This window comes from Enterobacter sp. BNK-16 (genome assembly GCF_048684955.1).
Lineage (GTDB): Bacteria > Pseudomonadota > Gammaproteobacteria > Enterobacterales > Enterobacteriaceae > Enterobacter > Enterobacter bugandensis.
The window spans coordinates 561,805-585,866 of record NZ_JBLQTQ010000001.1; the positions used below are offsets into that span (position 1 = coordinate 561,805).

Genomic DNA, 24,062 nt, shown 5'->3' on the forward strand with positions numbered 1-24,062 from the left:
AGCCCCCGGATGGGGGCTTTGGACAGATATCAGTGCTTGTAGATGAACTCGACGCCTTCTTCGTCGTCTTCATCCCAGTCATCGTCCCAGTCTTCTTCCTCTTCCGCTTCCAGCTCTTCGAGCTGCTGGCGGTGGTAGTCATCCCACATGAATTCGACTTTTTCTGGCTGTTTCGCTTCTTCAGCCTGAACGACAGGGTTCTCGATGATGAAGGTCATCACATCCCAGCAGAGATCTTTCACGCCAACCTGGCTTGCCGCGGAGATAAGGTAGTATTTATCTTCCCAGCCCATCGCTTCAGCAATCGCTTTGGCTTTCGCTTCGGCTTCCGCTTTATCCATCAGGTCGATCTTGTTGAAGACCAGCCAGCGTGGCTTACTCGCCAGTTTTTCGCTGTATTTTTCCAGCTCACCGATAATGATACGGGCGTTTTCAACCGGATCGGAACCGTCGATCGGATCGATGTCGATGAGGTGCAACAGTACGCGGCAACGCTCAAGGTGCTTCAGGAAGCGAATACCCAGGCCAGCCCCTTCCGCAGCGCCTTCAATCAGGCCTGGGATATCAGCCACGACGAAGCTCTTCTCGTTATCCATACGGACAACGCCGAGGCTTGGTACCAGCGTGGTAAACGGATAGTCCGCTACTTTTGGTTTCGCAGCAGAAACAGCGCGGATAAAGGTCGATTTACCGGCGTTTGGCATACCCAGCATGCCCACGTCTGCCAGCAGCATCAGCTCAAGCTGCAGGTCACGCTTATCACCCGGGGTACCCATCGTTTTCTGACGCGGGGTACGGTTAACGGAAGATTTGAAACGGCTGTTACCCAGACCGTGCCAGCCGCCTTTCGCCACCATCAGGCGCTGACCGTGTTTAGTCATATCGCCCATGGTTTCACCGGTGCCCTGATCGATAACGCGCGTACCGACCGGAACCTTAATGGTCACGTCTTTACCGCGTTTACCGGTACAGTCACGGCTCTGGCCGTTCTGTCCGCGTTCTGCGCGGAAGGATTTTTCAAAGCGGTAGTCGATCAGCGTGTTGAGGTTTTCATCCGCCTCCAGCCACACGTCACCACCATCGCCACCGTCACCGCCGTCAGGGCCGCCACGAGGAATATATTTTTCACGGCGGAAGCTTACACAACCGTTACCGCCATCACCTGCCACGACCAGAATCGTCGCTTCATCAACAAACTTCATTTTACTCTCCGTAACTCATTCGCCTGAGCGGGGGACTACTACGACCGCTTCATTTTTGCGCCAACGTCCCCAAAGACGATGACCAATGGCGGAATACATCGCGCCCGCAACCACGACAAACGCACCGAGATAGCCCAACAGGTTGAGCATCGGTCTGACGAAGACATCGGGCCAGGCCATTGATAACAAATCTGAAAATAACAGCGTAAACAGCGGGGTAAGCGTGATCAATGCGCTCACCTGTGCTGCCTGCCAGCGCGCCATCGCTTCCGCCAGCGCGCCATAACCGACCAGCGTGTTAAGCCCACAAAAAATGAGGCACGCCAGTTGCCAGTCGCTCAGCTGGCTAATGACGCCCGGCTTCGCTAACGGCAATAATGCCACTGTACACAAAGTGTACAGCAAAAAAAGGATCTGCTGTGAGGCCAGGCGACGCAATAACACCTTTTGCGCGACGCCATAGCTCACCCAGACCGTTGCTGCACCCACGCCGAAGATCACGCCCCAGGTGTAGTCCGTAAGCCGGGTAAAAATCTCGATCAGGCTGGTGTTGAAGAACATCACCAGGCCGCATAGCAGCATGCTTGCCCCGATAATCTGCGTCCCGCGCATCTTCTCTTTGAGGATGAACACGCTCGCGACCATCATGCCGACAGGCGAAAGCTGACCAATCACCTGAGACGCCGTAGGGCTCAAATACTGCAGGGAAGAGCTGAACAGGATAAAGTTACCGAACAGACCGCCCGTCGCAATGGCCAGTAACACCAGCCATCGAGGTTTGCGGAAGAGCCGTAGCGGTGGAAGCTTGCCTTTAACTGCAAGGATGGTCCCGAGACCAATGCTTGCCATCAGGAAGCGATAAAAGACCACCGTAGGCGGCTCCATCACTTCCAGTACCTGCTTCATTGCAATTGGCAGCGCACCCCAGCACATTGCGGTCGTGAGCGCCAAAAGAATACCAATGCCGGCCTGCTGCTTCATGCCCGTTTTCCCTACAGAAAATTTTCCGGGTTTCCAATGTAAAAAGCCCCGCAACACGTTGCGGGGCTTTAATCCGTTACCGGACCGAGAAAACCTTACTCAGCAACGATGCTGATGTATTTACGGTTGTTCGGGCCTTTAACTTCAAATTTCACTTTACCGTCTGCTTTAGCAAACAGAGTGTGGTCACGACCGCAACCTACGTTGTTGCCAGCGTGGAATTTGGTACCACGTTGACGAACGATGATGCTACCCGCCAGAACGGATTCGCCACCGAAACGCTTAACGCCCAGGCGTTTAGCTTCTGAATCGCGACCGTTACGTGTGGAGCCGCCAGCCTTTTTATGTGCCATTTAAATCTCTCCTCAGGTCTTAGGCGCTGATGCCAGTAATTTTCACATCAGTGAACCACTGACGGTGGCCCTGCTGCTTACGGTAGTGTTTACGACGACGAAACTTAACGATTTTAACTTTCTCGCCACGACCGTGTGCAACAACTTCAGCTTTGATAACGCCGCCATCAACGAAAGGAACGCCGATTTTGACTTCTTCACCGTTTGCGATCATCAGAACTTCTGCGAACTCAACAGATTCGCCAGTTGCGATGTCCAGCTTTTCCAGGCGAACGGTCTGACCTTCGCTTACTCGGTGTTGTTTACCACCACTTTGGAAAACCGCGTACATATAAACTCCGCTTCCGCGCACGTCCTCGTATGAATCAGAGTGCGCTATAAATATTCACAATAGGGCGCGAATATTACGCAAAACGCGAGCCTTTGACAAGTGCTACCGTCAATACATGAAGAAAAAAAACACAACACGTACGGTAACGTTTATCTGAGCCGTTTTTTCAGTACAATCAGCACTACTATTGATAAACCGAAACCCTTCGTTACCCCATTGAAGATGGGATCAACAGGATAAAAAGCCCGGCTTTTGCGATGAATTTAGAAAAAATCAACGAGTTAACCGCGCAAGATATGGCGGGTGTAAATGCAGCAATCCTGGAGCAACTCAACTCTGACGTTCAGCTGATCAATCAGTTGGGCTATTACATTGTCAGCGGCGGCGGTAAACGCATTCGCCCGATGATTGCCATTCTGGCTGCCAGAGCCGTTGGCTATCAGGGAAATGCCCACGTGACGATCGCCGCGCTGATCGAATTTATTCACACGGCGACGCTTCTGCATGACGATGTTGTGGATGAATCCGATATGCGTCGTGGCAAAGCCACGGCAAACGCTGCCTTCGGGAACGCCGCCAGCGTTCTGGTCGGGGACTTTATCTATACCCGCGCCTTCCAGATGATGACCAGCCTGGGCTCTCTGAAAGTGCTCGAGGTGATGTCCGAAGCCGTCAACGTCATCGCTGAAGGCGAAGTGCTGCAGCTGATGAACGTCAATGACCCCGATATCACCGAAGAAAACTACATGCGCGTTATCTACAGCAAAACAGCGCGCCTGTTTGAAGCGGCCGCCCAGTGTTCCGGCATCCTGGCTGGCTGTTCCGAGGCGCAGGAAAAAGGACTGCAGGATTATGGACGCTACCTGGGTACTGCCTTCCAGCTGATTGATGATTTGCTGGACTACAGCGCGGACGGCGAAACGCTCGGCAAAAACGTTGGCGATGACCTGAACGAAGGCAAACCGACCCTGCCGCTGCTTCACGCGATGCGTCACGGAACGGCCGACCAGGCGAAAATGATCCGTGAGGCGATCGAACAGGGAAATGGTCGCCATCTTCTGGAACCTGTACTGGAAACGATGGCCATCTGCGGCTCGCTGGAATGGACCCGCCAGCGTGCTGAAGAAGAGGCTGACAAAGCCATCGAAGCTCTCCAGGTTATTCCAGACAGCCCATGGCGCGATGCCCTGATTGGTCTTGCCCACATCGCTGTTCAACGCGACCGTTAATCTTGCCCCCACCTCCCCGTATCCATCGCGGGGAGGTTCAAAAACGCATCAGTAAATTCCTCATTCATGTAAATGAATCGGGTTAAAGCCCGCATGAATAAAGCCATGTCTTATTCTGAATATCCCTTCAAGTAACTCGAACTTTTTAGAACAAGAAGTCGAAATGGGTATAGTAAGCTAGTCGTTTCAGAAGAAACGGCGTAGGTGAATCCGAACTTAAGGACAGCGTTATGGATACGAAATTTATCGACTGGCATACGGCAGATATCATTGCGGCACTGCGCAAAAGAGGAACGTCACTTGCAGCAGAGTCCCGCCGCCATGGTCTGAGTTCTTCCACCCTGGCCAACGCCCTGACCCGCCCCTGGCCAAAGGGAGAATTGATTATCGCGACGGCGCTGGAAACGCACCCGTGGGTGATCTGGCCTTCACGTTATCACGATCCTGTTACTCATGAATTTATCGACAGAACGCGCATGATGCGCCAGAGAAAAGCAAAAACAGAACCGCAGGGATAACGGTTTTTTTGACAGGAATAGCAACCCCCCGGTCATTTCTGGCAGGGGGCTGCCGGAACGATTACTCGCCCTTCACACGCTCGATATTGGCACCCAGCGCGCGCAGTTTGTCTTCAATACGTTCATAGCCACGATCGATGTGATAAATACGATCCACCACCGTTGTGCCTTCCGCGATACAGCCCGCCAGCACCAGGCTTGCAGACGCACGCAGATCCGTTGCCATTACCTGAGCACCGGACAGTTTCTCAACGCCATGGCAAATCACGGTATTACTTTCGATCTCAGCATGTGCACCCATACGGATCAGTTCCGGTACGTGCATAAAACGGTTTTCGAAAATCGTCTCGGTAATCACACCGGTTCCTTCGGCAACCAGGTTCAGCAGAGTGAACTGTGCCTGCATATCGGTCGGGAATGCCGGATGCGGAGCCGTACGCACGGTCACCGCTTTAGGACGCTTGCCGTGCATGTCGAGGCTGATCCAGTCTTCACCGGTTTCAACATCGGCACCCGCTTCACGCAGCTTCGCCAGAACGGCATCCAGAGTGTCTGGCTGTGCATTACGGCAGACAATCTTACCGCCGGAAATGGCCGCAGCCACCAGGAAGGTGCCGGTTTCGATACGGTCCGGCAGAACACGATACACACCACCGCCCAGACGCTCAACGCCTTCAATGGTGATGCGGTCAGTACCCTGGCCGGAAATCTTCGCGCCCAGCGCCACGAGGAAATTGGCGGTATCCACGATCTCCGGTTCGCGCGCGGCGTTTTCGATGATGGTGGTACCTTCTGCCAGCGTTGCCGCAGACATGATGGTAACGGTAGCGCCTACGCTCACTTTGTCCATGACAATGTGTGCGCCTTTCAGACGACCGTTGACGGAGGCCTTAACGTAACCCTCTTCCAGCTTGATCTCTGCGCCCAGTTTCTCCAGGCCAAAGATATGCAGGTCAACCGGACGCGCGCCGATGGCGCAACCGCCCGGCAGCGAAACCTGACCCTGACCGAAACGTGCCACCAGCGGGCCAAGCGCCCAGATAGATGCACGCATGGTTTTAACCAGATCGTAAGGCGCAGAGAAGTTGTTCACGTTGCTGGCGTCGATCCAGACGGAACCGTTGCGCTCAACTTTAGTGCCCAACTGGGTGAGCAACTTCATGGTCGTGTCGATATCTTTCAGCTTCGGTACGTTCTGAATTTCTACCGGCTCTTCCGCGAGCAGCGCAGCAAAGAGGATTGGTAGCGCGGCGTTCTTCGCGCCAGAAATTGTGACTTCGCCCTGGAGACGCGTTGGCCCCTGTACACGAAATTTATCCATTGTGTGCTCTCTTATAAATTCAACCGTGCTGCGGGCCTGTCGCCCTCAGCTCAAAAACCGTTTAGTTTGCGATCGCGTGCCCACTCTTGCGGGGTGAACGCTTTAATCGACAGGGCGTGGATGCGGTTATCCGCAATATATTCCATCAGCGGCGCGTACACAGCCTGCTGCTTCTTCACACGGCTCATACCGTCGAACATCTCACCCACAGCAATAACCTGGAAGTGACTGCCATCGCCAGTGACGTGGGCTTCCTGAAGGGAGAGTGCATTCATCAGCACTGTCTGGATTTCATGATTTTCCATGGGCTCTTAATCATCTGATAGTGAAAACAAGCCCAACATCTTAGAGCAAAGTGGCGTCGTCTTAAACAAGCAAAAAGCCCCGACGATGAAACTGTCAGGGCTTTCGGAAGTAACGCACTGAAAATATTAACGAGGCAGTACGTCCTGAGGCAGATTGTAGAGTTGCGCAAGGGTAACGACATTGTCACTCGCGCCATGAAGCATGACGCTTATTCCCTGCTTTTTGCCCACGGCAACCAGATGGGCGAGCAGCGCAACGCCTGCCGTATCCACCCGCGTGACGTCGGTTAAGTCGATAAGCGTCACGCCCTGCATCGCTTCCTGGCGTTTATCCCACAGTGGGTTCAGCAGATCCTGGTCCAGCTCGCCGGACAGCCTTAACGTCTCACCTTCACGCGACCAGCGGAGTTGCTGCGACATTACTTCTTCTCGTCCAGGGTAATTTTCTGACGAGCAATGGACTGCAGTTGCGCGGTCAGGCCATCAATGCCCTTGGTGCGCAGCAGGTCGCTCCACTCGTTCTGCTTGGTGGTGATCATGCTTACGCCTTCGGCGATCATGTCATACGCCTGCCAGTGGCCGGTCTGGCTGTTTTTACGCCACTGGAAATCCAGGCGCACCGGCGGACGGCCGTTAGGATCGATGATCGTTACACGAATAGGCACGATGGTCGCATCACCCAGCGGCTGCTCCGGGGCGATCTGATAGGTCTGACCGTGGTACATCGCCAGCGCCTGACCATACGCCTGCTTCAGGTATTCACGGAATGCGGCAAAATAGGCCTCACGCTGCGCCGGGGTGGCGTCTTTGTAATAGCGGCCCAGCACCAGCGCTCCCGCATATTTGATCTGCACATACGGCAGCAGTTCCTGGTCAACCACGTCACGCAGATAGTCAGGATTCGCGCGAATTTTTGGCTGTTCGTTTTTGAGACGGTCGAAGGTTTTCTTCGCAGCTTCGTCCATCAGTTTGTACGGGTTGCTCTGATCCGCAGCATGTACCGCAGTGAGAGGGGCAATGACCAGCATGGCAACCATTAACAGTCGTTTAAACATGAATGACTTCTCCTGAATTAATTCGCAGCACCAGGGGTCGGCGCAACGTTGGTATGGTCTTCACTCTGCGCAGGGGCATCGTCAGACTTTTTATCATCCCCTTTACTGTTGTAAAGGAACTGACCAATCATGTCCTCCAGCACCATCGCGGACTTCGTATCCTGGATAACGCTACCGTCTTTAAGGATAGTCGTTCCCAGCTCAGGATCTTCAAAGCCGACGTTAAGTGCCAGATATTGTTCACCCAGCAGGCCGGAAGTACGGATAGAAAGGGAGCTGGTGTCCGGAATGTGGTTGTAACGTTCTTCGATATCCATCGCGACGCGCGGCAGATAGGTCTTCTCATCCAGCGTAATGTCAGTTACGCGTCCGATCACCACACCGCCAATGCGGACCGGTGAACGCGCCTTCAGCCCGCCGATGTTATCGAACGTGGCATAGATGCGATACGTCGGCTCGGTGCGTACTGAGGTGATATCCGCCGCTCTCAGGCAGATAAACAGCGCCGCCAGCAGCGCCAGCAGCAGGAAAACGCCGACCCAAATTTCATTTTTTCTCGTTTGCATGAACTCAATTCCCAAACATCAGTGCGGTGAGCACAAAATCCAGGCCCAGTACGGCCAGCGACGAATGTACGACAGTACGTGTTGTTGCACGGCTAATGCCCGCCGAGGTCGGGATAGCATCGTAACCATTGAACAATGCAATCCAGGTGACCGTAATGGCAAACACCACGCTTTTAATCAGGCAGTTAACCAGATCCATTCGCAGGTCGATGGCGTCCTGCATCGCGGACCAGAAGAAGCCGGCATCGATGCCTTTCCAGTGGACCCCAACCAGCGAACCGCCCCAGATCCCCACGGCGACAAACAGAATAGTCAGTAGCGGGAGCGAGATCACCCCCGCCCAGAAACGCGGCGAGATCACGCGACGCAGCGGATCGACCGCCATCATTTCCATGCTGGATAGCTGCTCGGTCGCACGCATCAGGCCAATCTCAGCCGTTAATGCCGACCCAGCGCGTCCGGCAAACAGCAGTGCCGCCACAACCGGACCCAATTCGCGCAGCAGCGAAAGCGCCACCAGCATTCCGAGGCTGGTTTCCGCACTGTAGGTTGTCAGAACAAGGTAGCCCTGCAGCCCAAGCACCATACCGATAAACAGACCGGAAACAATAATGATGAGCATCGACAGCACGCCGACATTATAAAGCTGACGCACCAGCAGAGGGGCGTGCTTACTAAACTCCGGCTTGCCGACCAGCGCGTTGAATAACATCAATCCGGCACGCCCGAACGTCCTGATGGTTTTTATGCCACGGTGTCCGAGAGCGGCCAACGCATTTAACAGCATGAGTGGCTTAACTCCCTATTCCCAGTAAATCGTCACGATAATCGCCCGCCGGGTAGCGGAACGGTACGGGTCCGTCAGCAATACCGTCGAGGAACTGCCGCACGCGCGGATCGCAATTTTCCTGCAGCGCCTGGGCGCTGCCGTGTGCAACGATCTTTTTGTCCGCCACGATATAGGCGTAATCGGCAATGCTCAACACTTCCGGTACATCGTGAGACACCACGATACAGGTGACGCCGAGCGCGCTGTTCAGTTCAGAGATGAGCTTTACCAGCACGCCCATCGTGATGGGATCCTGCCCGACGAACGGTTCGTCGAACATGATTAAATCGGGCTCTAATGCAATAGCTCGCGCCAGCGCGGCGCGGCGCGCCATCCCGCCGGACAGCTCCGAAGGCATTAGCTTCGCGGCTCCCCGCAACCCCACAGCTTCAAGCTTCATCATCACCGTGCTTTTCAGCAGCTCAGGCGGCAGGCTGGTATGCTCGCGCAGCGGATAGGCCACGTTATCAAAGACGTTCATGTCGGTGAACAACGCCCCCGACTGAAAGAGCATACTCATACGTTTGCGGACAGTATACAGGCGCGAGCGCGACATCTCCGGGACGTTTTCGCCATCGAAGAGGATTTCACCGCTATCCGGTGGGATCTGACCACCAATAAGGCGCAGGAGGGTCGTTTTACCGATCCCAGACGGCCCCATGATGGCGGTGATTTTGCCACGCGGTACGGTCAACGAAATATCATCGAATATCAGTCGATTGCCGCGAGAAAAACTCACACCGCGGACATCGACGATATTCGCCATCGTTTGGCTCATTTATAGTTCCTTTCTTACCCTGCTCACGTTAAGACGTGCAGCCTGAATCAGCCCTTAACCCCGCATTTTTACAGAATATTAGCCGTTGAGGTTAGCGAAAGCTGGCATTTGTTTTACTTTTCCGGCGCATAAAGTCAAAATTAGGAATTCGTTACGCCTCAGACCGTATGCAGTCCAGCCATTCCCGCGCGATGGACCGACAAGTATACCTGAAGAAAGGACTTTTGATGCTTTTAGCAACAGCACTGTTAATCATTGGTTTACTGTTAGTGGTCTACAGTGCTGACCGTTTAGTCTTTGCTGCATCTATCCTGTGTCGCCTGACGGGTGTACCGCCTGTAGTCATCGGGATGACCGTGGTCAGCGTTGGCACGTCACTTCCTGAAATCATCGTCTCCGTCTCGGCGTCGCTGCATGGTCAGTTAGACCTGGCAATTGGCACCGCGATTGGCTCTAACATCGTCAATATATTACTGATTTTAGGCCTTGCGGCACTGCTCCATCCATTTCGCGTGCATTCTGATGTTCTGCGCCGTGAATTGCCGCTAATGTTAGTCGTAAGCCTGCTGGCAGGGTGCGTATTTTATGATGGCGTACTGAGCTATAGCGACGGCATTTTCCTGCTGGCGCTGGCCGTCATCTGGTTACTGTATAGTGTTAAGATTGCCCGCCAGGCGGAAAAACAGGGTCAGGATAGCCTGACGCGTGAACAGGTTGCCGAACTCCCGCGGGAAGGCACGCTGCCGGTCGCCCTCCTCTGGCTTGGCGTTGCGCTGATCATCATGCCGATGGCAACGCGCATGGTCGTGGATAACGCGACGGTACTGGCGAACTATTTCGCCATGAGCGAACTGACGATTGGCCTGACGGTTATTGCTATCGGCACCAGCCTGCCGGAGCTGGCCACCGCCATTGCGGGGGCACGTAAAGGGGAAGATGACATCGCCATTGGTAATATCATCGGCTCCAACATATTTAATATCGCGATTGTCATGGGCCTGCCGGCTCTGATTACGCCGGGTCCGTTTAATCCTCTGGCGTTTTCACGCGATTACGGGGTGATGTTGCTGGTCAGCGTGATATTTGCCCTGCTCTGCTGGCGGCGGCAACGCCAGATCGGCAAAGGCGCAGGCGCGCTGCTGACGGGTGGATTTATCGTATGGATGGCGATGCTGTACTGGCTCTCGCCTCTTCTCTCTGGGTAAACGGAAACGCATTATGTCGCAAATAGAATTGCAGCCGGGTTTTGACTTTCAGAAAGCAGGCAAAGAGGTTCTGGAGATTGAACGTGAAGGTCTGGCGCAGTTAGATCAGTACATTAATCAGGATTTTAGTCTGGCATGTGAGAAGATATTCTACTGTGCCGGGAAAGTCGTGGTGATGGGGATGGGCAAGTCCGGCCACATTGGGCGCAAAATGGCGGCAACGTTTGCCAGCACCGGAACCTCGTCCTTCTTTGTACACCCGGGGGAAGCCGCGCACGGCGACCTGGGGATGGTCACGCCGCAGGATGTCGTTATCGCGCTGTCCAACTCCGGTGAGTCCAATGAAATTCTCGCATTGATCCCCGTACTGAAGCGTCTGCAGGTGCCGCTGATTTGCATGACCAGCCGTCCGGAAAGTAGCATGGCGCGTGCGGCCGATATTCATCTGTGCGTTAAAGTACCGAAAGAGGCCTGCCCGCTCGGCCTGGCGCCAACATCCAGCACCACCGCCGCGCTGGTCATGGGCGATGCGCTTGCCGTCGCGCTGCTTGAAGCCCGCGGTTTTACGCCGGAAGATTTCGCGCTCTCCCATCCGGGCGGCGCGCTGGGGCGCAAGCTGCTGCTGCGGGTAAACGATATTATGCACACCGGGGATGAGATCCCTCACGTCAGCAAAGAAGCCTCCCTGCGTGATGCGCTGCTGGAAATCACCCGTAAGAATCTGGGTATGACGGTCGTGTGCGACGATCTGATGAAAATTCAGGGGATCTTCACCGATGGCGACCTGCGTCGCGTGTTCGACATGGGTGTAGATGTCCGCACGCTCGGCATTGCCGATGTGATGACGCCCGGCGGCATTCGCGTGCGTCCGGGAACGCTGGCCGTGGATGTGCTGAACCTGATGCAGTCCCGCCATATCACCTCCGTTATGGTTGCCGATGGCGACCAGTTGCTGGGTGTGGTACATATGCATGATCTGCTGCGCGCTGGCGTAGTGTAATAAAGGATAAGACAATGAGTAATGCGGGTGCATCCCTTGCAACCTGTTATGGTCCGGGCAGTACCCAGATGATGGCAAAGGCGGAAAATATTCGTCTGCTCATTCTGGATGTGGATGGCGTACTTTCCGATGGCCTGATTTACATGGGCAATAATGGTGAAGAGCTGAAAGCGTTTAACGTTCGCGATGGCTACGGTATCCGCTGTGCGCTCACCTCGGGTATTGAGGTTGCTATCATCACCGGACGAAAAGCTAAACTGGTAGAAGACCGCTGTGAAACCTTAGGCATTACCCATCTTTACCAGGGTCAATCCGATAAGATGGCAGCGTTCAATGATTTACTGGGTAAACTGGCTATCGCACCGGAAAACGTGGCCTACGTCGGGGACGACCTGATTGACTGGCCGGTGATGGCTGAAGTCGGTCTCAGCATCGCGGTTGCTGATGCTCATCCGCTGTTGATCCCGCGCGCTGACTACGTTACCCACATCAACGGTGGCCGGGGTGCCGTCCGTGAAGTCTGCGATCTGCTTCTGCTGGCGCAGGGCAAGCTTGATGAAGCCAAAGGGCAATCGATATGAGTAAAACCAGACGTTGGGTTATCATTCTGCTTTCGCTTGTCGCACTGGTATTGATTGGCGTGAACCTTGCCGATCGCGACGATACGCAAACGGAAGTCGTCAACAATAACGATCCAACCTATAAAAGCGATCACAGTGACACCGTGGTCTATAGCCCGGAAGGTGCGCTGAATTATCGCCTGATTGCCCAGCACGTTGAATACTTTTCCGATGACGGCGTTTCGTGGTTTACCCAACCTGTCATGACCACTTTCGATAAAGACAAAGTGCCGACGTGGTCAATTAAGTCAGATCGGGCCAAACTGACAAATGATCGTATGCTTTATCTGTATGGCCACGTTGAAGTCAACGCCCTGACCGCTGACTCGCAACTGCGAAAAATTACGACGGATAATGCCCAGATCAACCTGGTAACCCAGGACGTGACGTCGCAGGATCTGGTCACACTGTATGGCACAACATTTAATTCCAGCGGTTTAAGAATGCGCGGGAACTTACGCAGCAAGAACGCCGAGCTGATTGAAAAGGTTAGAACCTCCTATGAAATTCAAAACAAACAAACTCAGCCTTAAAGTAATTATCGCCAGCGCGATGCTGGCGGCCAGTCTCCCCGCGCTTGCTGTAACGGGCGATACCGACCAGCCGATCCATATCGAGTCCGACACTCAGTCTCTCGATATGCAGGGTAACGTCGTCACCTTCACGGGTAACGTCGTCATGACTCAGGGGACCATCAAAATTAACGCCGATAAAGTGGTCGTTACCCGTCCGGGCGGCGAGCAGGGCAAAGAAATCATTGATGGTTACGGCAACCCAGCCACCTTCTACCAGATGCAGGACAATGGCAAGCCGGTGAAGGGCCACGCCTCGCATATGCACTATGAGCTGGCGAAGGACCTGGTCATCCTGACCGGAAACGCGTATCTGGAACAGCTGGACAGCAATATTACCGGTGACCAGATTACCTATCTGGTGAAAGAGCAAAAAATGCAGGCCTCCAGCGAGAAAGGCAAACGCGTAACCACCGTGCTGTTTCCGTCGCAGCTGCAGGACAAAGGCAAGGGCCAGGCCCCGGCACAGAAGAAGAGTAACTAATTCGCTATGGCAACATTAACTGCAAAAAATCTCGCGAAGGCCTATAAGGGCCGCCGTGTCGTAGAAGATGTCAGTCTGACCGTCAACTCCGGCGAAATTGTGGGCCTGCTTGGCCCCAACGGTGCGGGTAAAACCACCACCTTCTACATGGTGGTGGGCATTGTGCCGCGTGACGCCGGCAACATCATCATCGACGATGAAGACATCAGCCTGCTGCCGCTGCACGCCCGCGCGCGCCGTGGCATTGGCTATCTGCCGCAGGAAGCCTCTATTTTCCGTCGTCTGAGCGTCTTTGATAACCTGATGGCAGTCCTGCAAATTCGCGACGACCTGACCAACGAACAGCGTCAGGATCGTGCCAACGAGCTGATGGAAGAGTTTCATATCGAACACCTGCGCGACAGCCTGGGCCAGGCCTTGTCCGGGGGGGAACGCCGTCGTGTTGAGATTGCGCGCGCGCTGGCCGCCAATCCGAAGTTTATCCTTCTGGATGAACCGTTTGCGGGCGTTGACCCGATCTCCGTTATCGACATTAAACGCATTATCGAGCATCTGCGTGACAGCGGACTTGGCGTGCTGATCACAGACCACAACGTTCGTGAAACGCTGGCGGTATGTGAACGCGCGTATATCGTGAGCCAGGGCAATCTGATCGCTCACGGTACGCCGCAGCAGATCCTCGAAGACGATCATGTTAAGCGCGTCTATCTTGGGGAAGACTTCAGACTCTGATAGGGTAGAGGTAACGTAACGCCGAACCGGAGAAAAATGCTCTGAACATGAAGCAAGGTTTGCAATTAAGGCTCAGCCAACAGCTGGCGATGACGCCGCAGTTACAGCAGGCAATTCGTCTGTTGCAACTGTCCACCTTAGAACTCCAGCAGGAGCTCCAGCAGGCGCTGGACAGCAATCCCCTGCTGGAGCAAGCCGATCTTCATGACGAGGTAGATACCCAGCAGTCACAGGACACAGAAGCGCTCGACACCGCGGATGCACTCGAACAAAAAGAGATGCCGGACGAGCTTCCGCTGGATGCCAGCTGGGATGAAATCTATACCGCCGGGACCCCTTCCGGCACGCGTGCAGACTACCAGGACGACGAATTACCGGTCTACCAGGGCGAAACCACCCAGTCGCTGCAGGATTACCTGATGTGGCAGGTAGAGCTTACCCCCTTCTCCGATACCGACCGCGCCATTGCCACCTCAATTGTCGACGCCGTTGATGACACCGGTTATTTGACCGTCACGCTGGACGACATTCTGGAAAGCATGGGCGATGAAGAGATTGAGATTGAGGAGATTGAAGCGGTACTGAAACGCATTCAGCGCTTCGATCCGGTCGGGGTGGCCGCGAAGGATCTGCGCGACTGTCTGCTGATCCAGCTTTCTCAGTTCAGTAAAGAGACGCCGTGGCTCGACGAGGCTCGCTTAATCATCAGCGATCATCTGGATCTTCTGGCTAACCACGATTTCCGCACCCTGATGCGCGTGACGCGCCTGAAGGAAGAGGTGCTGAAAGAGGCGGTAAATCTGATCCAGTCTCTCGATCCGCGTCCCGGTCAGTCGATCCAGACCAGCGAACCCGAGTACGTTATCCCGGACGTGCTGGTCAGAAAACACAATGACCGCTGGGTCGTTGAACTGAACTCTGACAGCATCCCTCGCCTGCAAATCAACCAGCAGTACGCCTCCATGTGTACCAGCGCGCGCAACGACTCCGACAATCAATACATTCGCAGCAATCTTCAGGAAGCGCGATGGCTGATCAAGAGCCTGGAGAGCCGGAATGATACCCTGCTTCGCGTGAGCCGCTGCATCGTCGAACAGCAGCAGGCCTTCTTTGAGCAGGGCGAAGAGTATATGAAGCCGATGGTGCTGGCGGATATCGCCCAGGCCGTCGAGATGCATGAATCCACTATTTCCCGCGTTACTACGCAGAAGTATCTGCACAGTCCGCGCGGTATTTTTGAGCTTAAGTATTTCTTCTCCAGCCACGTGAACACCGAGGGTGGCGGCGAAGCCTCCTCAACGGCGATTCGCGCTCTGGTGAAGAAGTTGATCGCCGCGGAGAATCCCGCGAAGCCACTAAGTGACAGTAAGTTGACCACCATGCTGTCCGATCAGGGTATTATGGTGGCACGTCGTACTGTTGCGAAGTATCGAGAGTCTTTATCCATTCCGCCGTCTAACCAGCGTAAACAGCTGGTCTGACACAACCGATAAGGAAGACACTATGCAGCTCAATATCACAGGACATAACGTCGAGATTACTGAGGCTTTACGTGACTTCGTGAACGCTAAGTTCGCGAAACTCGAGCAGTATTTCGAAAGGATCAATCAGGTCTACGTTGTGTTAAAAGTGGAGAAAGTGACTCATATCTCGGATGCAACCCTGCATGTTAACGGGGGTGAACTCCATGCCAGTGCGGAAGGGCAAGACATGTACGCGGCTATCGACGGCTTGATTGACAAGCTTGCGCGACAGCTCAATAAACATAAAGATAAACTGAAACAACACTAATTGTCCGGGCAGTTAACGGGTGCAGGACGGCCTGTTGTGAAACACAACGGGCCATTTGTACAGTTAGCGCTTAGGTGAAATTATGATGAACAACGATTCCGCTCTTCAACTGAGCAATGTCCTTAACCAGGAATGTACCCGCAGTGCCGTTCACTGCCAGAGCAAAAAACGTGCGCTGGAGATCATCAGTGAATTGGCTGCAAAACAGCTGGGCCTGCCACCGCAGGTGGTGTTCGAAGCCATTCTGACCCGTGAAAAGATGGGCAGTACCGGTATCGGCAACGGCATCGCGATCCCGCACGGCAAGCTGGAAGAGGACACCCTGCGTGCCGTCGGTGTGTTTGTGCAGCTGGAAACGCCAATCGCTTTTGACGCCATTGATAACCAGCCCGTCGATCTCCTCTTCGCGCTGTTGGTGCCTGCCGACCAGACCAAGACCCACCTGCATACGCTTTCGCTGGTTGCTAAACGTCTGGCGGATAAAACCATCTGCCGTCGACTGCGCTCAGCCCAAAGTGATGAAGAGCTTTATCAAATTATCACTGAAGCAGAAGGCAATCAGGATGACGCATAACCAGGTGATGGCCTTCACATCTGTTGTCCTGAGGAGAAACGGAACATGGTGCTGATGATTGTCAGCGGTCGTTCAGGGTCGGGGAAATCCGTTGCCCTGCGCGCGCTGGAAGACATGGGTTTTTACTGCGTCGATAACCTGCCGGTCGTGTTATTGCCCGATCTGGCACGCACGTTAGCGGAGAGACAAACCTCCGCCGCCGTCAGTATCGACGTTCGTAACATGCCGGAATCGCCAGAGATCTTCGAACAGGCCATGAGTAACCTGCCTGACGCGTTCTCGCCTCAGCTGCTGTTCCTTGATGCCGACCGCAATACCCTGATCCGCCGCTACAGCGACACCCGTCGTCTGCACCCGCTTTCCAGCAAGAATCTCTCGCTGGAGAGCGCCATCGACGAAGAGAGCGATCTGCTTGAGCCGCTGCGCTCTCGTGCCGATCTGATTGTCGACACCTCAGAGATGTCCGTTCACGAGCTGGCGGAAATGCTGCGAACCCGGCTGCTGGGCAAACGCGAGCGCGAGCTGACGATGGTGTTCGAATCCTTCGGCTTTAAACACGGTATTCCGATTGATGCGGACTATGTTTTCGACGTGCGCTTCCTGCCGAACCCGCACTGGGATCCCAAACTGCGTCCAATGACCGGTCTGGATAAGCCCGTGGCGGCGTTCCTCGACCGACACACAGAAGTTCACAATTTTATCTACCAGACGCGAAGCTACCTTGAGCTATGGTTACCTATGCTGGAGACAAACAATCGTAGCTACCTGACGGTGGCGATTGGCTGTACCGGCGGTAAACATCGTTCGGTCTACATCGCCGAACAGCTGGCCGACTATTTCCGCTCGCGCGGTAAGAACGTTCAGTCCCGTCATCGCACGCTGGAAAAACGTAAAACATGACCGTAAAACAAACCGTTGAGATCACCAATAAGCTGGGCATGCATGCACGCCCGGCGATGAAGCTGTTTGAGCTGATGCAGGGTTTCGATGCAGAAGTGCTGCTGCGTAATGACGAAGGCACCGAAGCGGAAGCCAACAGCGTGATTGCGCTGCTGATGCTGGACTCCGCCAAAGGGCGTCAGATTGAGGTTGAAGCCACCGGTCCTCAGGAAGAGGAAGCTCTGGCAGCGGTAGTTGCGCTGTTTAACGCCGGGTTCGACGAAGATTAGGCCTGCTATTCTGGCGGGTGGCGCTGCGCTTACCCGCCCTACATTAACGCATTTCTCTCCATAAACCCTTCCCCACCCAGCTGGCGCATCTGGCGCATGATCCACGCCTGACGGCTTCGCACGTACCCTGACGGGGCGCTGGCCTTGAAGCGGACAGGATTAGGCAGAACAGCCGCGAGCAGCGCCGCCTCCGACATGCTCAGCCTGCTGGCAGGTTTATTAAAATAGCGTTGTGATGCAGCTTCGACACCAAATACCCCGTCGCCGAACTCGGCGATATTAAGGTAAACGGTCAGAATACGCTTTTTGCTCCAGACCGTTTCCATTCCCAGGGTCAGGCCCGCTTCCAGCCCTTTTCGCACCCAGCTTCGGCCATCCCACAGGAACAGGTTTTTAGCCGTCTGCTGCGACAGCGTTGACGCACCGCGCACGCGGTTTTCGTGACGTTCGTTATGGGCCAGCGCCTTTTCAATCGCAGCCACATCGAACCCCCAGTGCTCCGGGAATTTTTGATCTTCCGCCGCGATAACCGCCAGCCCCATGAACGGAGAAATTTCATCCATGCTCACCCAGTCAGAATGGGCAACATAGCCGAAATCACCGGAGAACCACGCGCTAAGCTGGCGCTCAACCATGACCGCTGAAAACGGTACCGGCAAAATGCTGAACACGGCCAGCCCGCCCCCCCAGAACACCGCCAGGACGAGTACGATGCGGAAAAGAAGGCGTTTCACCCATGCGCCTGCGGAAAACTGTCGCCTCATTCCGTCAGCACCAGCACCCGGGCGACCAGCTTTTCAATGCCCACGGCGGCTTCCGCAATATTCTTCGCCAGCATATACGCGGGCGTGGTGACAATTTTGTTGTCTTCATCCACCACAATGTCATCGACCGGACACGGAACGTGTTCACCCCCCATATCCTCGACGACCTCTGCGGTATCAATATCGGTTCCGATCGTCAGCCGTAACGGAAAATCGAAAATATTTGGCAGCATGGCCGGTGCAATACAGATAAAGCCCAGCGGCTTGCCCGCGGCATGCATCGCCAGCGTCAGCGCTTTGAGATCAGGGTCCACCGCGCATGCGGCACCCTCGGCAGCAAAGGTGCTGAGATTTTTCGCGGCGCCGAAGCCGCCCGGCACAATGAGCGCATCCAGTTCAGCGGCATCTGCCTTCGCCAGCGGATGAATCTCTCCCCGGGCAATACGCGCGGCTTCAATCAGCACGTTACGCGTTTCGGCCATCGGCTCGCCGGTCAGATGGTTAATCACATCCGACTGATTTTTGTCGGGCGCAAAACAGATAACCTCTGCTCCCTGTTTTGTGAGGGCCAGCAGCGTGATTACGGCTTCATGTATTTCTGAACCATCAAAAACACCGCATCCGCTCAGGACAACACCAATTTTTTTCATCTTGACGATCCTTCTTTGCAACTCGCTGAAGCACATTAATAATTTTGATTAAAACGCTATGCTTCACACATTTCACTGATTCATGTAACAAACCATTTAAGATTTGCTATCTTATCTGCGTGCGGCCTAAATTTTTACGGCGGCGCCCATTAGAAAATTACTTTAAAAAACAGGCGCAGCCACGATTTCCCTGGTGTTGGCGCAGTATTCGCGCACCCCGGTCTAGCCGGGGTCATTTTTTTCTGGCATCCACCCAGGCTTTAAGCACCGCAACATCGTTCTGCCACTCTTGTTTCATCTCTTCAACCCAATCACCAACGTTATCTTCCCAAGCTGGTAAATCAGGCGACTGAATCTGTTGACCCAGCTGCTGCAGATGGCGTAACCCGACCGAGCCGGCTGCGCCTTTGATTTTATGCCCTTCTTCCACGATGCCCTTCTGGTCACGCGCCGTCAGGTTTGACTCCAGCACGCTCAAATAACCCGGCATCATTTTTTCAAACACCGCCAGGCCGTCGGTAATCAGTTTCGGGCCGACCAGATCGATATACTGCTCCAGCATCGCGGTATCGAGTATCGTTTGGGCTTTTGCGCTATCAACAGACGTCATGGTGCTCTCCTCTTCATCGTGGGTATCCCAGAACTTCTTGATCATGGCGGTCAGAGCAGGCACCGCCAGAGGCTTGCTGAGTACATCGTCCATACCGGCGTCGAGATACTCTTTTTTATCTTTCAGCACGTTCGCCGTCAGCGCCACCAGCGGCGGCAGTTCATCAGCCGCGTACTGACGCGTCAGTTCACGCGAGATATCCAGCCCGGTCATATCCGGCAACTGGATATCCAGCAGAACGAGGTCATATTCACCAGGTGTAAACATCTCCAGCGCGGCTTTACCGGTCATCGCGACATCCACGCTGTTGCCCAGTTTTTCCAGCACCGAGCGCGCTACAATCACGTTAAGCTCAATATCCTCCACCAACAGGACGTGCAGCGCAGGCAGCGGCATATCGTCGTTTTCAAAGGTATCCTCTACCTCTTCCGCCACCGCCGGCGCATGCACCGTCAGCGTGAAGGTTGACCCTTTGCCCGCCTGGCTGGCAACGGTGATGTCACCCCCCATGCTCTTCGCCAGCCGCTTAGACACCGCCAGGCCGATTCCGGTACCAGTGGCCGGTTTTCCACCGTTGCTGTCCTTCACCTGGTAGTACATCGCGAAAATCTTGTCCTGCTCCTCCTGCGGAATACCAATCCCGGAGTCCTCCACCTCGAAGTGCAGCATGTCCCCGTCGTCATAGCGAATACGCACCGCCACCTGCCCCTTCTGGGTAAATTTCACCGCGTTGCTGATGAGATTCCACAGGATCTGACGCAGGCGCGTGCCATCGGTAATCACTTTATGCGGCAGCGGCAGGGTGGGATCCATGACAAAATTCAGCCCCTTCTGCTGGGCCTGCAGACCAGACAAGTTTTCCAGATCGGCAAGGAAGCTGGTGAAATCAACCGGCTGGTTATCAAGCTGAACCTTTCGGCGCTCCATCTTATCCATGTCAATAATATCGTTGAAGATATTACCCAGCGTGACCGCCGAGACATGAATCGTTTTGAGGTATTTTTCCTGCTCTGCGGTCAGGTCGGTATCCAGCAGAATGCGGCTCAGCCCCACAATGCCGTTAAGCGGCGTACGAAGCTCATGGCTGATGGTGGAGATGAAGGTGGTCTTGTCGCGGCTGGCGCGCTCCAGCGCATCCTGATAGCGCTTACGCTCGGTAATATCACGGCCGAAGCCCATCAGGCCGTGGCGCTTCCCGACGCGGTCATAGTACGGCACCTTACGGATCTCAAAGCAGGCTTTGCGCCCGTCTGGGTAATCCAGCCACTGTTCGTAGGTCAGCGAGACGTTATGGCGGAACACTTTTTCATCCGTCTCCATGACCTTGGCGGCCGCCTCTTCGGAGTAAACGTCCTGCGGCTTGAGGTGAATCAGCTGCTTCTCGCTTTTCCCGGTCAGGAGCTCCATCGCCCGGTTACAGCCTGAAAATTCTTTATCTTCGTTACGGTAGAATACCAGATCCGGCGAAGCGTCCAGGAACGAACGCAGGAAGGAGGATTGCTGCTCAAGCTGGATCTGCGTCACCTCTCGCTCTTTCATTTCGATTTTCAGCTGTTCCAGCGTGGCCTGACGCTCTGCCTCCGCCTTCTCACGATCTGAAATTTCCTGATTCAACTGAGCAATGTTGTCTTTAAGCTGAACGTTGAGCTTCAGGTCGCGCTCGCGCATCTCCTCCAGCTTATCGACCAGTTTTGATAAGCGCTGACGGGACTCCTCAAGCTGTTCGACCACCACGGAAAGAAAATAGACTGCCCAGGGGGTAATGAGCAGGCCGAAGAAGATAGAGCGGATAACGTCGATACTCTCGACCTGACCATGCAGAACCATCGTAACGGCCATCTGCACGACAATCGCCAGAACGACCAGCGCCAGCGCCAGCAGCATGGAGAAACGCACCAGTCCAAGCTTCATCATCAGGTCGACGTAGTACTGGGCTAGCATTCGAATTTGCTTCATAGAGGATCCCTTCACGACTTTATCGCTCAATAATACTCAAATTCGAGGCGGGACGTTGAAGGTTGTGAGAAAAAGTGCGGGGTGAAACAGGAGATTAGCCTCGCCTCCGGTTCACCGGAAGCGAGGAGAGGTCAATCAGGAGCGTTTCAGCAGCAGCCAGAGGCTGATCAGGAAGAAGCTAGCGCTCGGCAGCAGCGCACCGATAATCGGCGGGATGCCATAAACCAGCGTCAGCGGACCGAAGATCTGATCGAGTACATAGAAGACAAAGCCGAAGCTAATACCGGTCACGACGCGCACGCCCATCGGCACGCTACGCAGCGGGCCGAAGATAAACGACAGCGCCATCAGCATCATCACCGCCACGGACATCGGCTGGAAGATTTTGCTCCACATGTTGAGCTGATAGCGTCCGGCATCCTGCCCGCTCGACTTCAGGTACTTCACATAGTTGTGCAAGCCGCTGATAGAGAGCGCGTCAGGATCCAGCGCAACAACCCCGAGCTTATCCGGCGTGAGGTTGGTCTTCCAGGTGCCGGTCACCGTCTGTGACCCGGTAATCTGTTTTGGATCGGTCAGGTCAGATTCATCAACCTGCGACAAACGCCACTGCTTATGTTCAGCGTCAAACTTCGCGGAAGAGGCGTGTCGGACAGACTCCAGACGGCGCTGGTCGTTGAACGCGTAGATGCTCACCCCGCCCAGTTCATCATTACCCTTTACCCGTTCGATGTAGACGAAGTTTTTCCCGTCTTTCGCCCATAAACCTTGCTGAGTCGAGAGCAGTGAACCACCGTACATTGCCTGAGCACGATAGTTACGCGCCATCTGCTCGCCCTGCGGTGCCACCCACTCGCCAATCGCCATGGTCAACAGCACCAGCGGGATTGCGGTTTTCATTACCGACAGCGCAACCTGCATACGGGTAAAGCCTGAGGCCTGCATCACCACCAGCTCGCTGCGCTGAGCCAGCATCCCCAGCCCCAGCAGCGCGCCCAGCAGAGCCGCCATCGGGAAGAAGATCTGCACATCTTTTGGCACGCTGAGCAGGGTGTACATCCCCGCACCCATCGCGTCATAGCTGCCCTGCCCGGCTTTTTTCAGCTGATCGACAAATTTGATAATGCCGGAGAGCGACACCAGCATGAACAACGTCATCATGATGGTGGTGAAAATGGTTTTACCGATATAGCGATCAAGAACGCCAAACGCCTGCATTAGATGGCTCCTTTACGCGAGAATCGGGCACGTATGCGGCGCACAGGCACCGTATCCCACAGGTTTAATCCCAGCGCCAGTAAGATGTACAGGCTGTTAACGAACCACGTCCAGACCATCGGATCCAGCTTACCCTTCGCGCCGTTAGAGCGAATCGAGGTTTGCAGCAGGAAGTAGATCAGGTAAAGCAGCATCGCTGGCAGCATAGAGAGCACGCGGCCCTGGCGCGGGTTCACCACGCTCAGCGGCACGACAATCAGTGCCATCATAAACACGGTGAATACGAGCGTAATACGCCAGTGGAACTCAGCCCGCGCTCTGTCGGTATCGGTATTCCACAGCGTGCGCATATCCATTTGCTCGGTATCCGTCGGATCGAGCGCCACCGCCTGATGACCAATAATGGCCTGATAGTTCTGGAAATCCGTAATACGGAAGTCACGCAGCATCGCGGTGCCTTCGAAACGGGTGCCTTTATTCAGCGTGACGACCTGAGAACCGTCTTTGCGCTGAGAAAGTTGGCCAGAATCGGCAACCACCACGGACGGACGCGCGTTACCTTTAGGACGCAGCTGCGCCAGAAATACATCGTTGAATTTACTGCCGTCAACGCTCTCAATAAACAGCACGGAGTTTCCGTCAGTCGCCTGCTGGAACTGCCCCTGCGCGAGCGCCGCCATGCCGGGGTTTGCTTTCGCCTCGGCCAGCACTTCGTCCTGATGACGGGAAGACATAGGGCCCGCCCACATCACATTCACCGCCGCAACAATGCCCGTGAACAGCGCCAGTATCATCGCCGCTTTCACCAGTACGGCTTTACTCAGGCCGCAGGCATGCATCACCGTAATTTCACTCTCGGTGTACAGCTTACCGAGGGTCATCAGCAGGCCGAGGAATAGACTCAGCGGCAGAATAAGCTGCGCCATTTCCGGGATCCCCAGCCCAAGCAGGGAAAGCACCAGATTCGTTGGAATTTCGCCGTCAACGGCCGCACCGAGGATCTTCACCAGCTTCTGACAGAAAAAAATCAGCAGCAGGATGAAGAGGATCGCCAGTTGGCTTTTGAGCGTCTCCCGCACCAGATATCTTATGATTATCACTTTAAATACGCCCGTAAAAACCCGTCTCTTTGCTGGAAAATCGCTTGTTTCATGGCTTAAACGTCATTTATTCTCTTGAGTCGTCGAAATCGTCGCTAAGATTAAAACATCCGGCGGATTCACGCTTCAGGACTTTTTCTGACGTGTCG

General features: G+C 54.7%; 30 protein-coding genes. 13 read left to right on the forward strand and 17 right to left on the reverse strand.

The window, feature by feature from the left end; all coding sequences use genetic code 11:
• Positions 1-29 precede the first annotated feature (29 nt).
• The 4 genes from cgtA to rplU all read right to left on the reverse strand — a co-directional run bounded on the left by cgtA (position 30) and on the right by rplU (position 2,867).
• On the reverse strand, positions 30-1,202 hold the full coding sequence (cgtA, locus tag ACMGGH_RS02690; RefSeq protein WP_227441820.1) for an Obg family GTPase CgtA: 1,173 nt from the start codon (positions 1,200-1,202) through the stop codon (positions 30-32).
• A 15-nt stretch (positions 1,203-1,217) separates the two neighbouring features.
• The gene (locus ACMGGH_RS02695; RefSeq protein ID WP_192971984.1) at positions 1,218-2,183 is read right to left on the reverse strand and encodes a DMT family transporter; all 966 of its coding nucleotides are present in this window, start codon (positions 2,181-2,183) and stop codon (positions 1,218-1,220) included.
• Positions 2,184-2,278: 95 nt separating this feature from the next.
• A complete protein-coding gene (rpmA, locus tag ACMGGH_RS02700; RefSeq protein ID WP_004385076.1) occupies positions 2,279-2,536 on the reverse strand; it encodes a 50S ribosomal protein L27 in 258 nt (85 codons plus the stop codon).
• Between the two features lie 19 nt (positions 2,537-2,555).
• The gene (gene rplU, locus ACMGGH_RS02705; RefSeq protein WP_003025032.1) at positions 2,556-2,867 is read right to left on the reverse strand and encodes a 50S ribosomal protein L21; all 312 of its coding nucleotides are present in this window, start codon (positions 2,865-2,867) and stop codon (positions 2,556-2,558) included.
• A gap of 257 nt (positions 2,868-3,124) precedes the next feature.
• Here rplU and ispB point away from each other — a divergent pair, with 257 nt between their 5' ends.
• Positions 3,125-4,096 carry an octaprenyl diphosphate synthase gene (gene ispB / locus ACMGGH_RS02710; protein ID WP_045260467.1) on the forward strand — a complete coding sequence of 324 codons (972 nt, stop codon included), beginning with the start codon at positions 3,125-3,127 and terminating at the stop codon, positions 4,094-4,096.
• A gap of 230 nt (positions 4,097-4,326) precedes the next feature.
• The gene (gene sfsB, locus ACMGGH_RS02715) at positions 4,327-4,614 is read left to right on the forward strand and encodes a DNA-binding transcriptional regulator SfsB (protein ID WP_028014559.1); all 288 of its coding nucleotides are present in this window, start codon (positions 4,327-4,329) and stop codon (positions 4,612-4,614) included.
• A gap of 61 nt (positions 4,615-4,675) precedes the next feature.
• Here the strand turns inward: sfsB and murA are convergent, their stop codons facing one another.
• The 7 genes from murA to mlaF all read right to left on the reverse strand — a co-directional run bounded on the left by murA (position 4,676) and on the right by mlaF (position 9,468).
• Complete coding sequence (murA, locus tag ACMGGH_RS02720) at positions 4,676-5,935, reverse strand: UDP-N-acetylglucosamine 1-carboxyvinyltransferase (protein ID WP_028014560.1); 1,260 nt, start codon at positions 5,933-5,935, stop codon at positions 4,676-4,678.
• Positions 5,936-5,985: 50 nt separating this feature from the next.
• Positions 5,986-6,240 carry a BolA family iron metabolism protein IbaG gene (gene ibaG / locus ACMGGH_RS02725; protein ID WP_008501458.1) on the reverse strand — a complete coding sequence of 85 codons (255 nt, stop codon included), beginning with the start codon at positions 6,238-6,240 and terminating at the stop codon, positions 5,986-5,988.
• A 126-nt stretch (positions 6,241-6,366) separates the two neighbouring features.
• Positions 6,367-6,660, reverse strand: coding sequence for a lipid asymmetry maintenance protein MlaB (mlaB, locus tag ACMGGH_RS02730; RefSeq protein ID WP_088204348.1), 294 nt, complete (start codon positions 6,658-6,660; stop codon positions 6,367-6,369).
• A complete protein-coding gene (mlaC, locus tag ACMGGH_RS02735) occupies positions 6,660-7,295 on the reverse strand; it encodes a phospholipid-binding protein MlaC (RefSeq protein ID WP_047367051.1) in 636 nt (211 codons plus the stop codon). Before mlaC ends, mlaB begins: the two co-directional genes overlap by 1 nt.
• Before the next feature lie 17 nt (positions 7,296-7,312).
• Positions 7,313-7,861: an outer membrane lipid asymmetry maintenance protein MlaD gene (gene mlaD / locus ACMGGH_RS02740; protein ID WP_028014563.1), complete on the reverse strand. Its 549-nt coding sequence runs from the start codon at positions 7,859-7,861 to the stop codon at positions 7,313-7,315.
• A 4-nt stretch (positions 7,862-7,865) separates the two neighbouring features.
• Positions 7,866-8,648, reverse strand: coding sequence for a lipid asymmetry maintenance ABC transporter permease subunit MlaE (gene mlaE / locus ACMGGH_RS02745; RefSeq protein ID WP_028014564.1), 783 nt, complete (start codon positions 8,646-8,648; stop codon positions 7,866-7,868).
• A 7-nt stretch (positions 8,649-8,655) separates the two neighbouring features.
• A complete protein-coding gene (mlaF, locus tag ACMGGH_RS02750) occupies positions 8,656-9,468 on the reverse strand; it encodes a phospholipid ABC transporter ATP-binding protein MlaF (protein ID WP_028014565.1) in 813 nt (270 codons plus the stop codon).
• 227 nt (positions 9,469-9,695) lie between these two features.
• Between mlaF and ACMGGH_RS02755 the strand changes: the two genes are divergently transcribed.
• From ACMGGH_RS02755 to npr, 11 genes are all read left to right on the forward strand, one after another.
• Complete coding sequence (locus ACMGGH_RS02755) at positions 9,696-10,673, forward strand: calcium/sodium antiporter (protein ID WP_028014566.1); 978 nt, start codon at positions 9,696-9,698, stop codon at positions 10,671-10,673.
• A 13-nt stretch (positions 10,674-10,686) separates the two neighbouring features.
• Positions 10,687-11,673 (forward strand): arabinose-5-phosphate isomerase KdsD, encoded by a 987-nt coding sequence (kdsD, locus tag ACMGGH_RS02760; RefSeq protein WP_028014567.1) that lies wholly within the window; start codon positions 10,687-10,689, stop codon positions 11,671-11,673.
• 14 nt (positions 11,674-11,687) lie between these two features.
• Entirely contained in the window at positions 11,688-12,254 is a 567-nt protein-coding gene (gene kdsC, locus ACMGGH_RS02765; protein ID WP_420299062.1) for a 3-deoxy-manno-octulosonate-8-phosphatase KdsC, read from the forward strand.
• Positions 12,251-12,826, forward strand: coding sequence for an LPS export ABC transporter periplasmic protein LptC (gene lptC / locus ACMGGH_RS02770; protein WP_028014568.1), 576 nt, complete (start codon positions 12,251-12,253; stop codon positions 12,824-12,826). Before kdsC ends, lptC begins: the two co-directional genes overlap by 4 nt.
• Positions 12,795-13,349 (forward strand): lipopolysaccharide ABC transporter substrate-binding protein LptA, encoded by a 555-nt coding sequence (gene lptA, locus ACMGGH_RS02775; protein WP_420299063.1) that lies wholly within the window; start codon positions 12,795-12,797, stop codon positions 13,347-13,349. Before lptC ends, lptA begins: the two co-directional genes overlap by 32 nt.
• Positions 13,350-13,355: 6 nt before the next feature.
• A complete protein-coding gene (lptB, locus tag ACMGGH_RS02780; protein WP_028014570.1) occupies positions 13,356-14,081 on the forward strand; it encodes an LPS export ABC transporter ATP-binding protein in 726 nt (241 codons plus the stop codon).
• Positions 14,082-14,128: 47 nt separating this feature from the next.
• Entirely contained in the window at positions 14,129-15,562 is a 1,434-nt protein-coding gene (gene rpoN, locus ACMGGH_RS02785; RefSeq protein ID WP_028014571.1) for an RNA polymerase factor sigma-54, read from the forward strand.
• A 22-nt stretch (positions 15,563-15,584) separates the two neighbouring features.
• Entirely contained in the window at positions 15,585-15,872 is a 288-nt protein-coding gene (hpf, locus tag ACMGGH_RS02790) for a ribosome hibernation promoting factor (protein ID WP_014171818.1), read from the forward strand.
• A gap of 82 nt (positions 15,873-15,954) precedes the next feature.
• Entirely contained in the window at positions 15,955-16,446 is a 492-nt protein-coding gene (gene ptsN / locus ACMGGH_RS02795) for a PTS IIA-like nitrogen regulatory protein PtsN (RefSeq protein ID WP_008501443.1), read from the forward strand.
• 45 nt (positions 16,447-16,491) lie between these two features.
• Positions 16,492-17,346 carry an RNase adapter RapZ gene (gene rapZ, locus ACMGGH_RS02800; protein WP_014885397.1) on the forward strand — a complete coding sequence of 285 codons (855 nt, stop codon included), beginning with the start codon at positions 16,492-16,494 and terminating at the stop codon, positions 17,344-17,346.
• Entirely contained in the window at positions 17,343-17,615 is a 273-nt protein-coding gene (gene npr, locus ACMGGH_RS02805; RefSeq protein ID WP_025756690.1) for a PTS phosphocarrier protein NPr, read from the forward strand. Before rapZ ends, npr begins: the two co-directional genes overlap by 4 nt.
• A 38-nt stretch (positions 17,616-17,653) precedes the next feature.
• On the opposite strand, the gene mtgA is transcribed toward npr, so the two are convergent.
• The 6 genes from mtgA to ACMGGH_RS02835 form a co-directional block, all read right to left on the reverse strand.
• A complete protein-coding gene (gene mtgA / locus ACMGGH_RS02810; protein ID WP_028014572.1) occupies positions 17,654-18,379 on the reverse strand; it encodes a monofunctional biosynthetic peptidoglycan transglycosylase in 726 nt (241 codons plus the stop codon).
• Entirely contained in the window at positions 18,376-19,029 is a 654-nt protein-coding gene (elbB, locus tag ACMGGH_RS02815) for an isoprenoid biosynthesis glyoxalase ElbB (RefSeq protein WP_219259703.1), read from the reverse strand. Before elbB ends, mtgA begins: the two co-directional genes overlap by 4 nt.
• Positions 19,030-19,261: 232 nt before the next feature.
• A complete protein-coding gene (gene arcB / locus ACMGGH_RS02820) occupies positions 19,262-21,595 on the reverse strand; it encodes an aerobic respiration two-component sensor histidine kinase ArcB (protein ID WP_045260464.1) in 2,334 nt (777 codons plus the stop codon).
• Positions 21,596-21,730: 135 nt separating this feature from the next.
• Positions 21,731-22,813: an LPS export ABC transporter permease LptG gene (gene lptG, locus ACMGGH_RS02825; RefSeq protein ID WP_028014575.1), complete on the reverse strand. Its 1,083-nt coding sequence runs from the start codon at positions 22,811-22,813 to the stop codon at positions 21,731-21,733.
• Positions 22,813-23,913 carry an LPS export ABC transporter permease LptF gene (gene lptF / locus ACMGGH_RS02830; RefSeq protein WP_028014576.1) on the reverse strand — a complete coding sequence of 367 codons (1,101 nt, stop codon included), beginning with the start codon at positions 23,911-23,913 and terminating at the stop codon, positions 22,813-22,815. Before lptF ends, lptG begins: the two co-directional genes overlap by 1 nt.
• A 63-nt stretch (positions 23,914-23,976) precedes the next feature.
• Positions 23,977-24,036, reverse strand: a complete 60-nt coding sequence (locus tag ACMGGH_RS02835; protein ID WP_213743486.1) for a hypothetical protein — start codon at positions 24,034-24,036, stop codon at positions 23,977-23,979.
• Positions 24,037-24,062 lie beyond the last annotated feature (26 nt).

Excerpts from the sequence above, each read along its gene's own strand:
- mlaB (WP_088204348.1), bottom strand. The coding sequence starts at position 6,660 with ATGTCGCAGCAACTCCGCTGGTCGCGTGAAGGTGAGACGTTAAGGCTG.
- lptG (WP_028014575.1), bottom strand. The coding sequence starts at position 22,813 with ATGCAGGCGTTTGGCGTTCTTGATCGCTATATCGGTAAAACCATTTTC.
- elbB (WP_219259703.1), bottom strand. The coding sequence starts at position 19,029 with ATGAAAAAAATTGGTGTTGTCCTGAGCGGATGCGGTGTTTTTGATGGT.
- ibaG (WP_008501458.1), bottom strand. The coding sequence starts at position 6,240 with ATGGAAAATCATGAAATCCAGACAGTGCTGATGAATGCACTCTCCCTT.
- kdsD (WP_028014567.1), top strand. The coding sequence starts at position 10,687 with ATGTCGCAAATAGAATTGCAGCCGGGTTTTGACTTTCAGAAAGCAGGC.
- rpoN (WP_028014571.1), top strand. The coding sequence starts at position 14,129 with ATGAAGCAAGGTTTGCAATTAAGGCTCAGCCAACAGCTGGCGATGACG.
- arcB (WP_045260464.1), bottom strand. The coding sequence starts at position 21,595 with ATGAAGCAAATTCGAATGCTAGCCCAGTACTACGTCGACCTGATGATG.
- rapZ (WP_014885397.1), top strand. The coding sequence starts at position 16,492 with ATGGTGCTGATGATTGTCAGCGGTCGTTCAGGGTCGGGGAAATCCGTT.
- hpf (WP_014171818.1), top strand. The coding sequence starts at position 15,585 with ATGCAGCTCAATATCACAGGACATAACGTCGAGATTACTGAGGCTTTA.
- rplU (WP_003025032.1), bottom strand. The coding sequence starts at position 2,867 with ATGTACGCGGTTTTCCAAAGTGGTGGTAAACAACACCGAGTAAGCGAA.
- mlaC (WP_047367051.1), bottom strand. The coding sequence starts at position 7,295 with ATGTTTAAACGACTGTTAATGGTTGCCATGCTGGTCATTGCCCCTCTC.
- ACMGGH_RS02695 (WP_192971984.1), bottom strand. The coding sequence starts at position 2,183 with ATGAAGCAGCAGGCCGGCATTGGTATTCTTTTGGCGCTCACGACCGCA.
- sfsB (WP_028014559.1), top strand. The coding sequence starts at position 4,327 with ATGGATACGAAATTTATCGACTGGCATACGGCAGATATCATTGCGGCA.
- mtgA (WP_028014572.1), bottom strand. The coding sequence starts at position 18,379 with ATGAGGCGACAGTTTTCCGCAGGCGCATGGGTGAAACGCCTTCTTTTC.
- murA (WP_028014560.1), bottom strand. The coding sequence starts at position 5,935 with ATGGATAAATTTCGTGTACAGGGGCCAACGCGTCTCCAGGGCGAAGTC.
- npr (WP_025756690.1), top strand. The coding sequence starts at position 17,343 with ATGACCGTAAAACAAACCGTTGAGATCACCAATAAGCTGGGCATGCAT.
- ACMGGH_RS02755 (WP_028014566.1), top strand. The coding sequence starts at position 9,696 with ATGCTTTTAGCAACAGCACTGTTAATCATTGGTTTACTGTTAGTGGTC.
- mlaE (WP_028014564.1), bottom strand. The coding sequence starts at position 8,648 with ATGCTGTTAAATGCGTTGGCCGCTCTCGGACACCGTGGCATAAAAACC.
- ptsN (WP_008501443.1), top strand. The coding sequence starts at position 15,955 with ATGATGAACAACGATTCCGCTCTTCAACTGAGCAATGTCCTTAACCAG.
- ispB (WP_045260467.1), top strand. The coding sequence starts at position 3,125 with ATGAATTTAGAAAAAATCAACGAGTTAACCGCGCAAGATATGGCGGGT.
- mlaF (WP_028014565.1), bottom strand. The coding sequence starts at position 9,468 with ATGAGCCAAACGATGGCGAATATCGTCGATGTCCGCGGTGTGAGTTTT.
- mlaD (WP_028014563.1), bottom strand. The coding sequence starts at position 7,861 with ATGCAAACGAGAAAAAATGAAATTTGGGTCGGCGTTTTCCTGCTGCTG.
- lptC (WP_028014568.1), top strand. The coding sequence starts at position 12,251 with ATGAGTAAAACCAGACGTTGGGTTATCATTCTGCTTTCGCTTGTCGCA.
- lptA (WP_420299063.1), top strand. The coding sequence starts at position 12,795 with ATGAAATTCAAAACAAACAAACTCAGCCTTAAAGTAATTATCGCCAGC.
- cgtA (WP_227441820.1), bottom strand. The coding sequence starts at position 1,202 with ATGAAGTTTGTTGATGAAGCGACGATTCTGGTCGTGGCAGGTGATGGC.
- rpmA (WP_004385076.1), bottom strand. The coding sequence starts at position 2,536 with ATGGCACATAAAAAGGCTGGCGGCTCCACACGTAACGGTCGCGATTCA.
- kdsC (WP_420299062.1), top strand. The coding sequence starts at position 11,688 with ATGAGTAATGCGGGTGCATCCCTTGCAACCTGTTATGGTCCGGGCAGT.
- lptB (WP_028014570.1), top strand. The coding sequence starts at position 13,356 with ATGGCAACATTAACTGCAAAAAATCTCGCGAAGGCCTATAAGGGCCGC.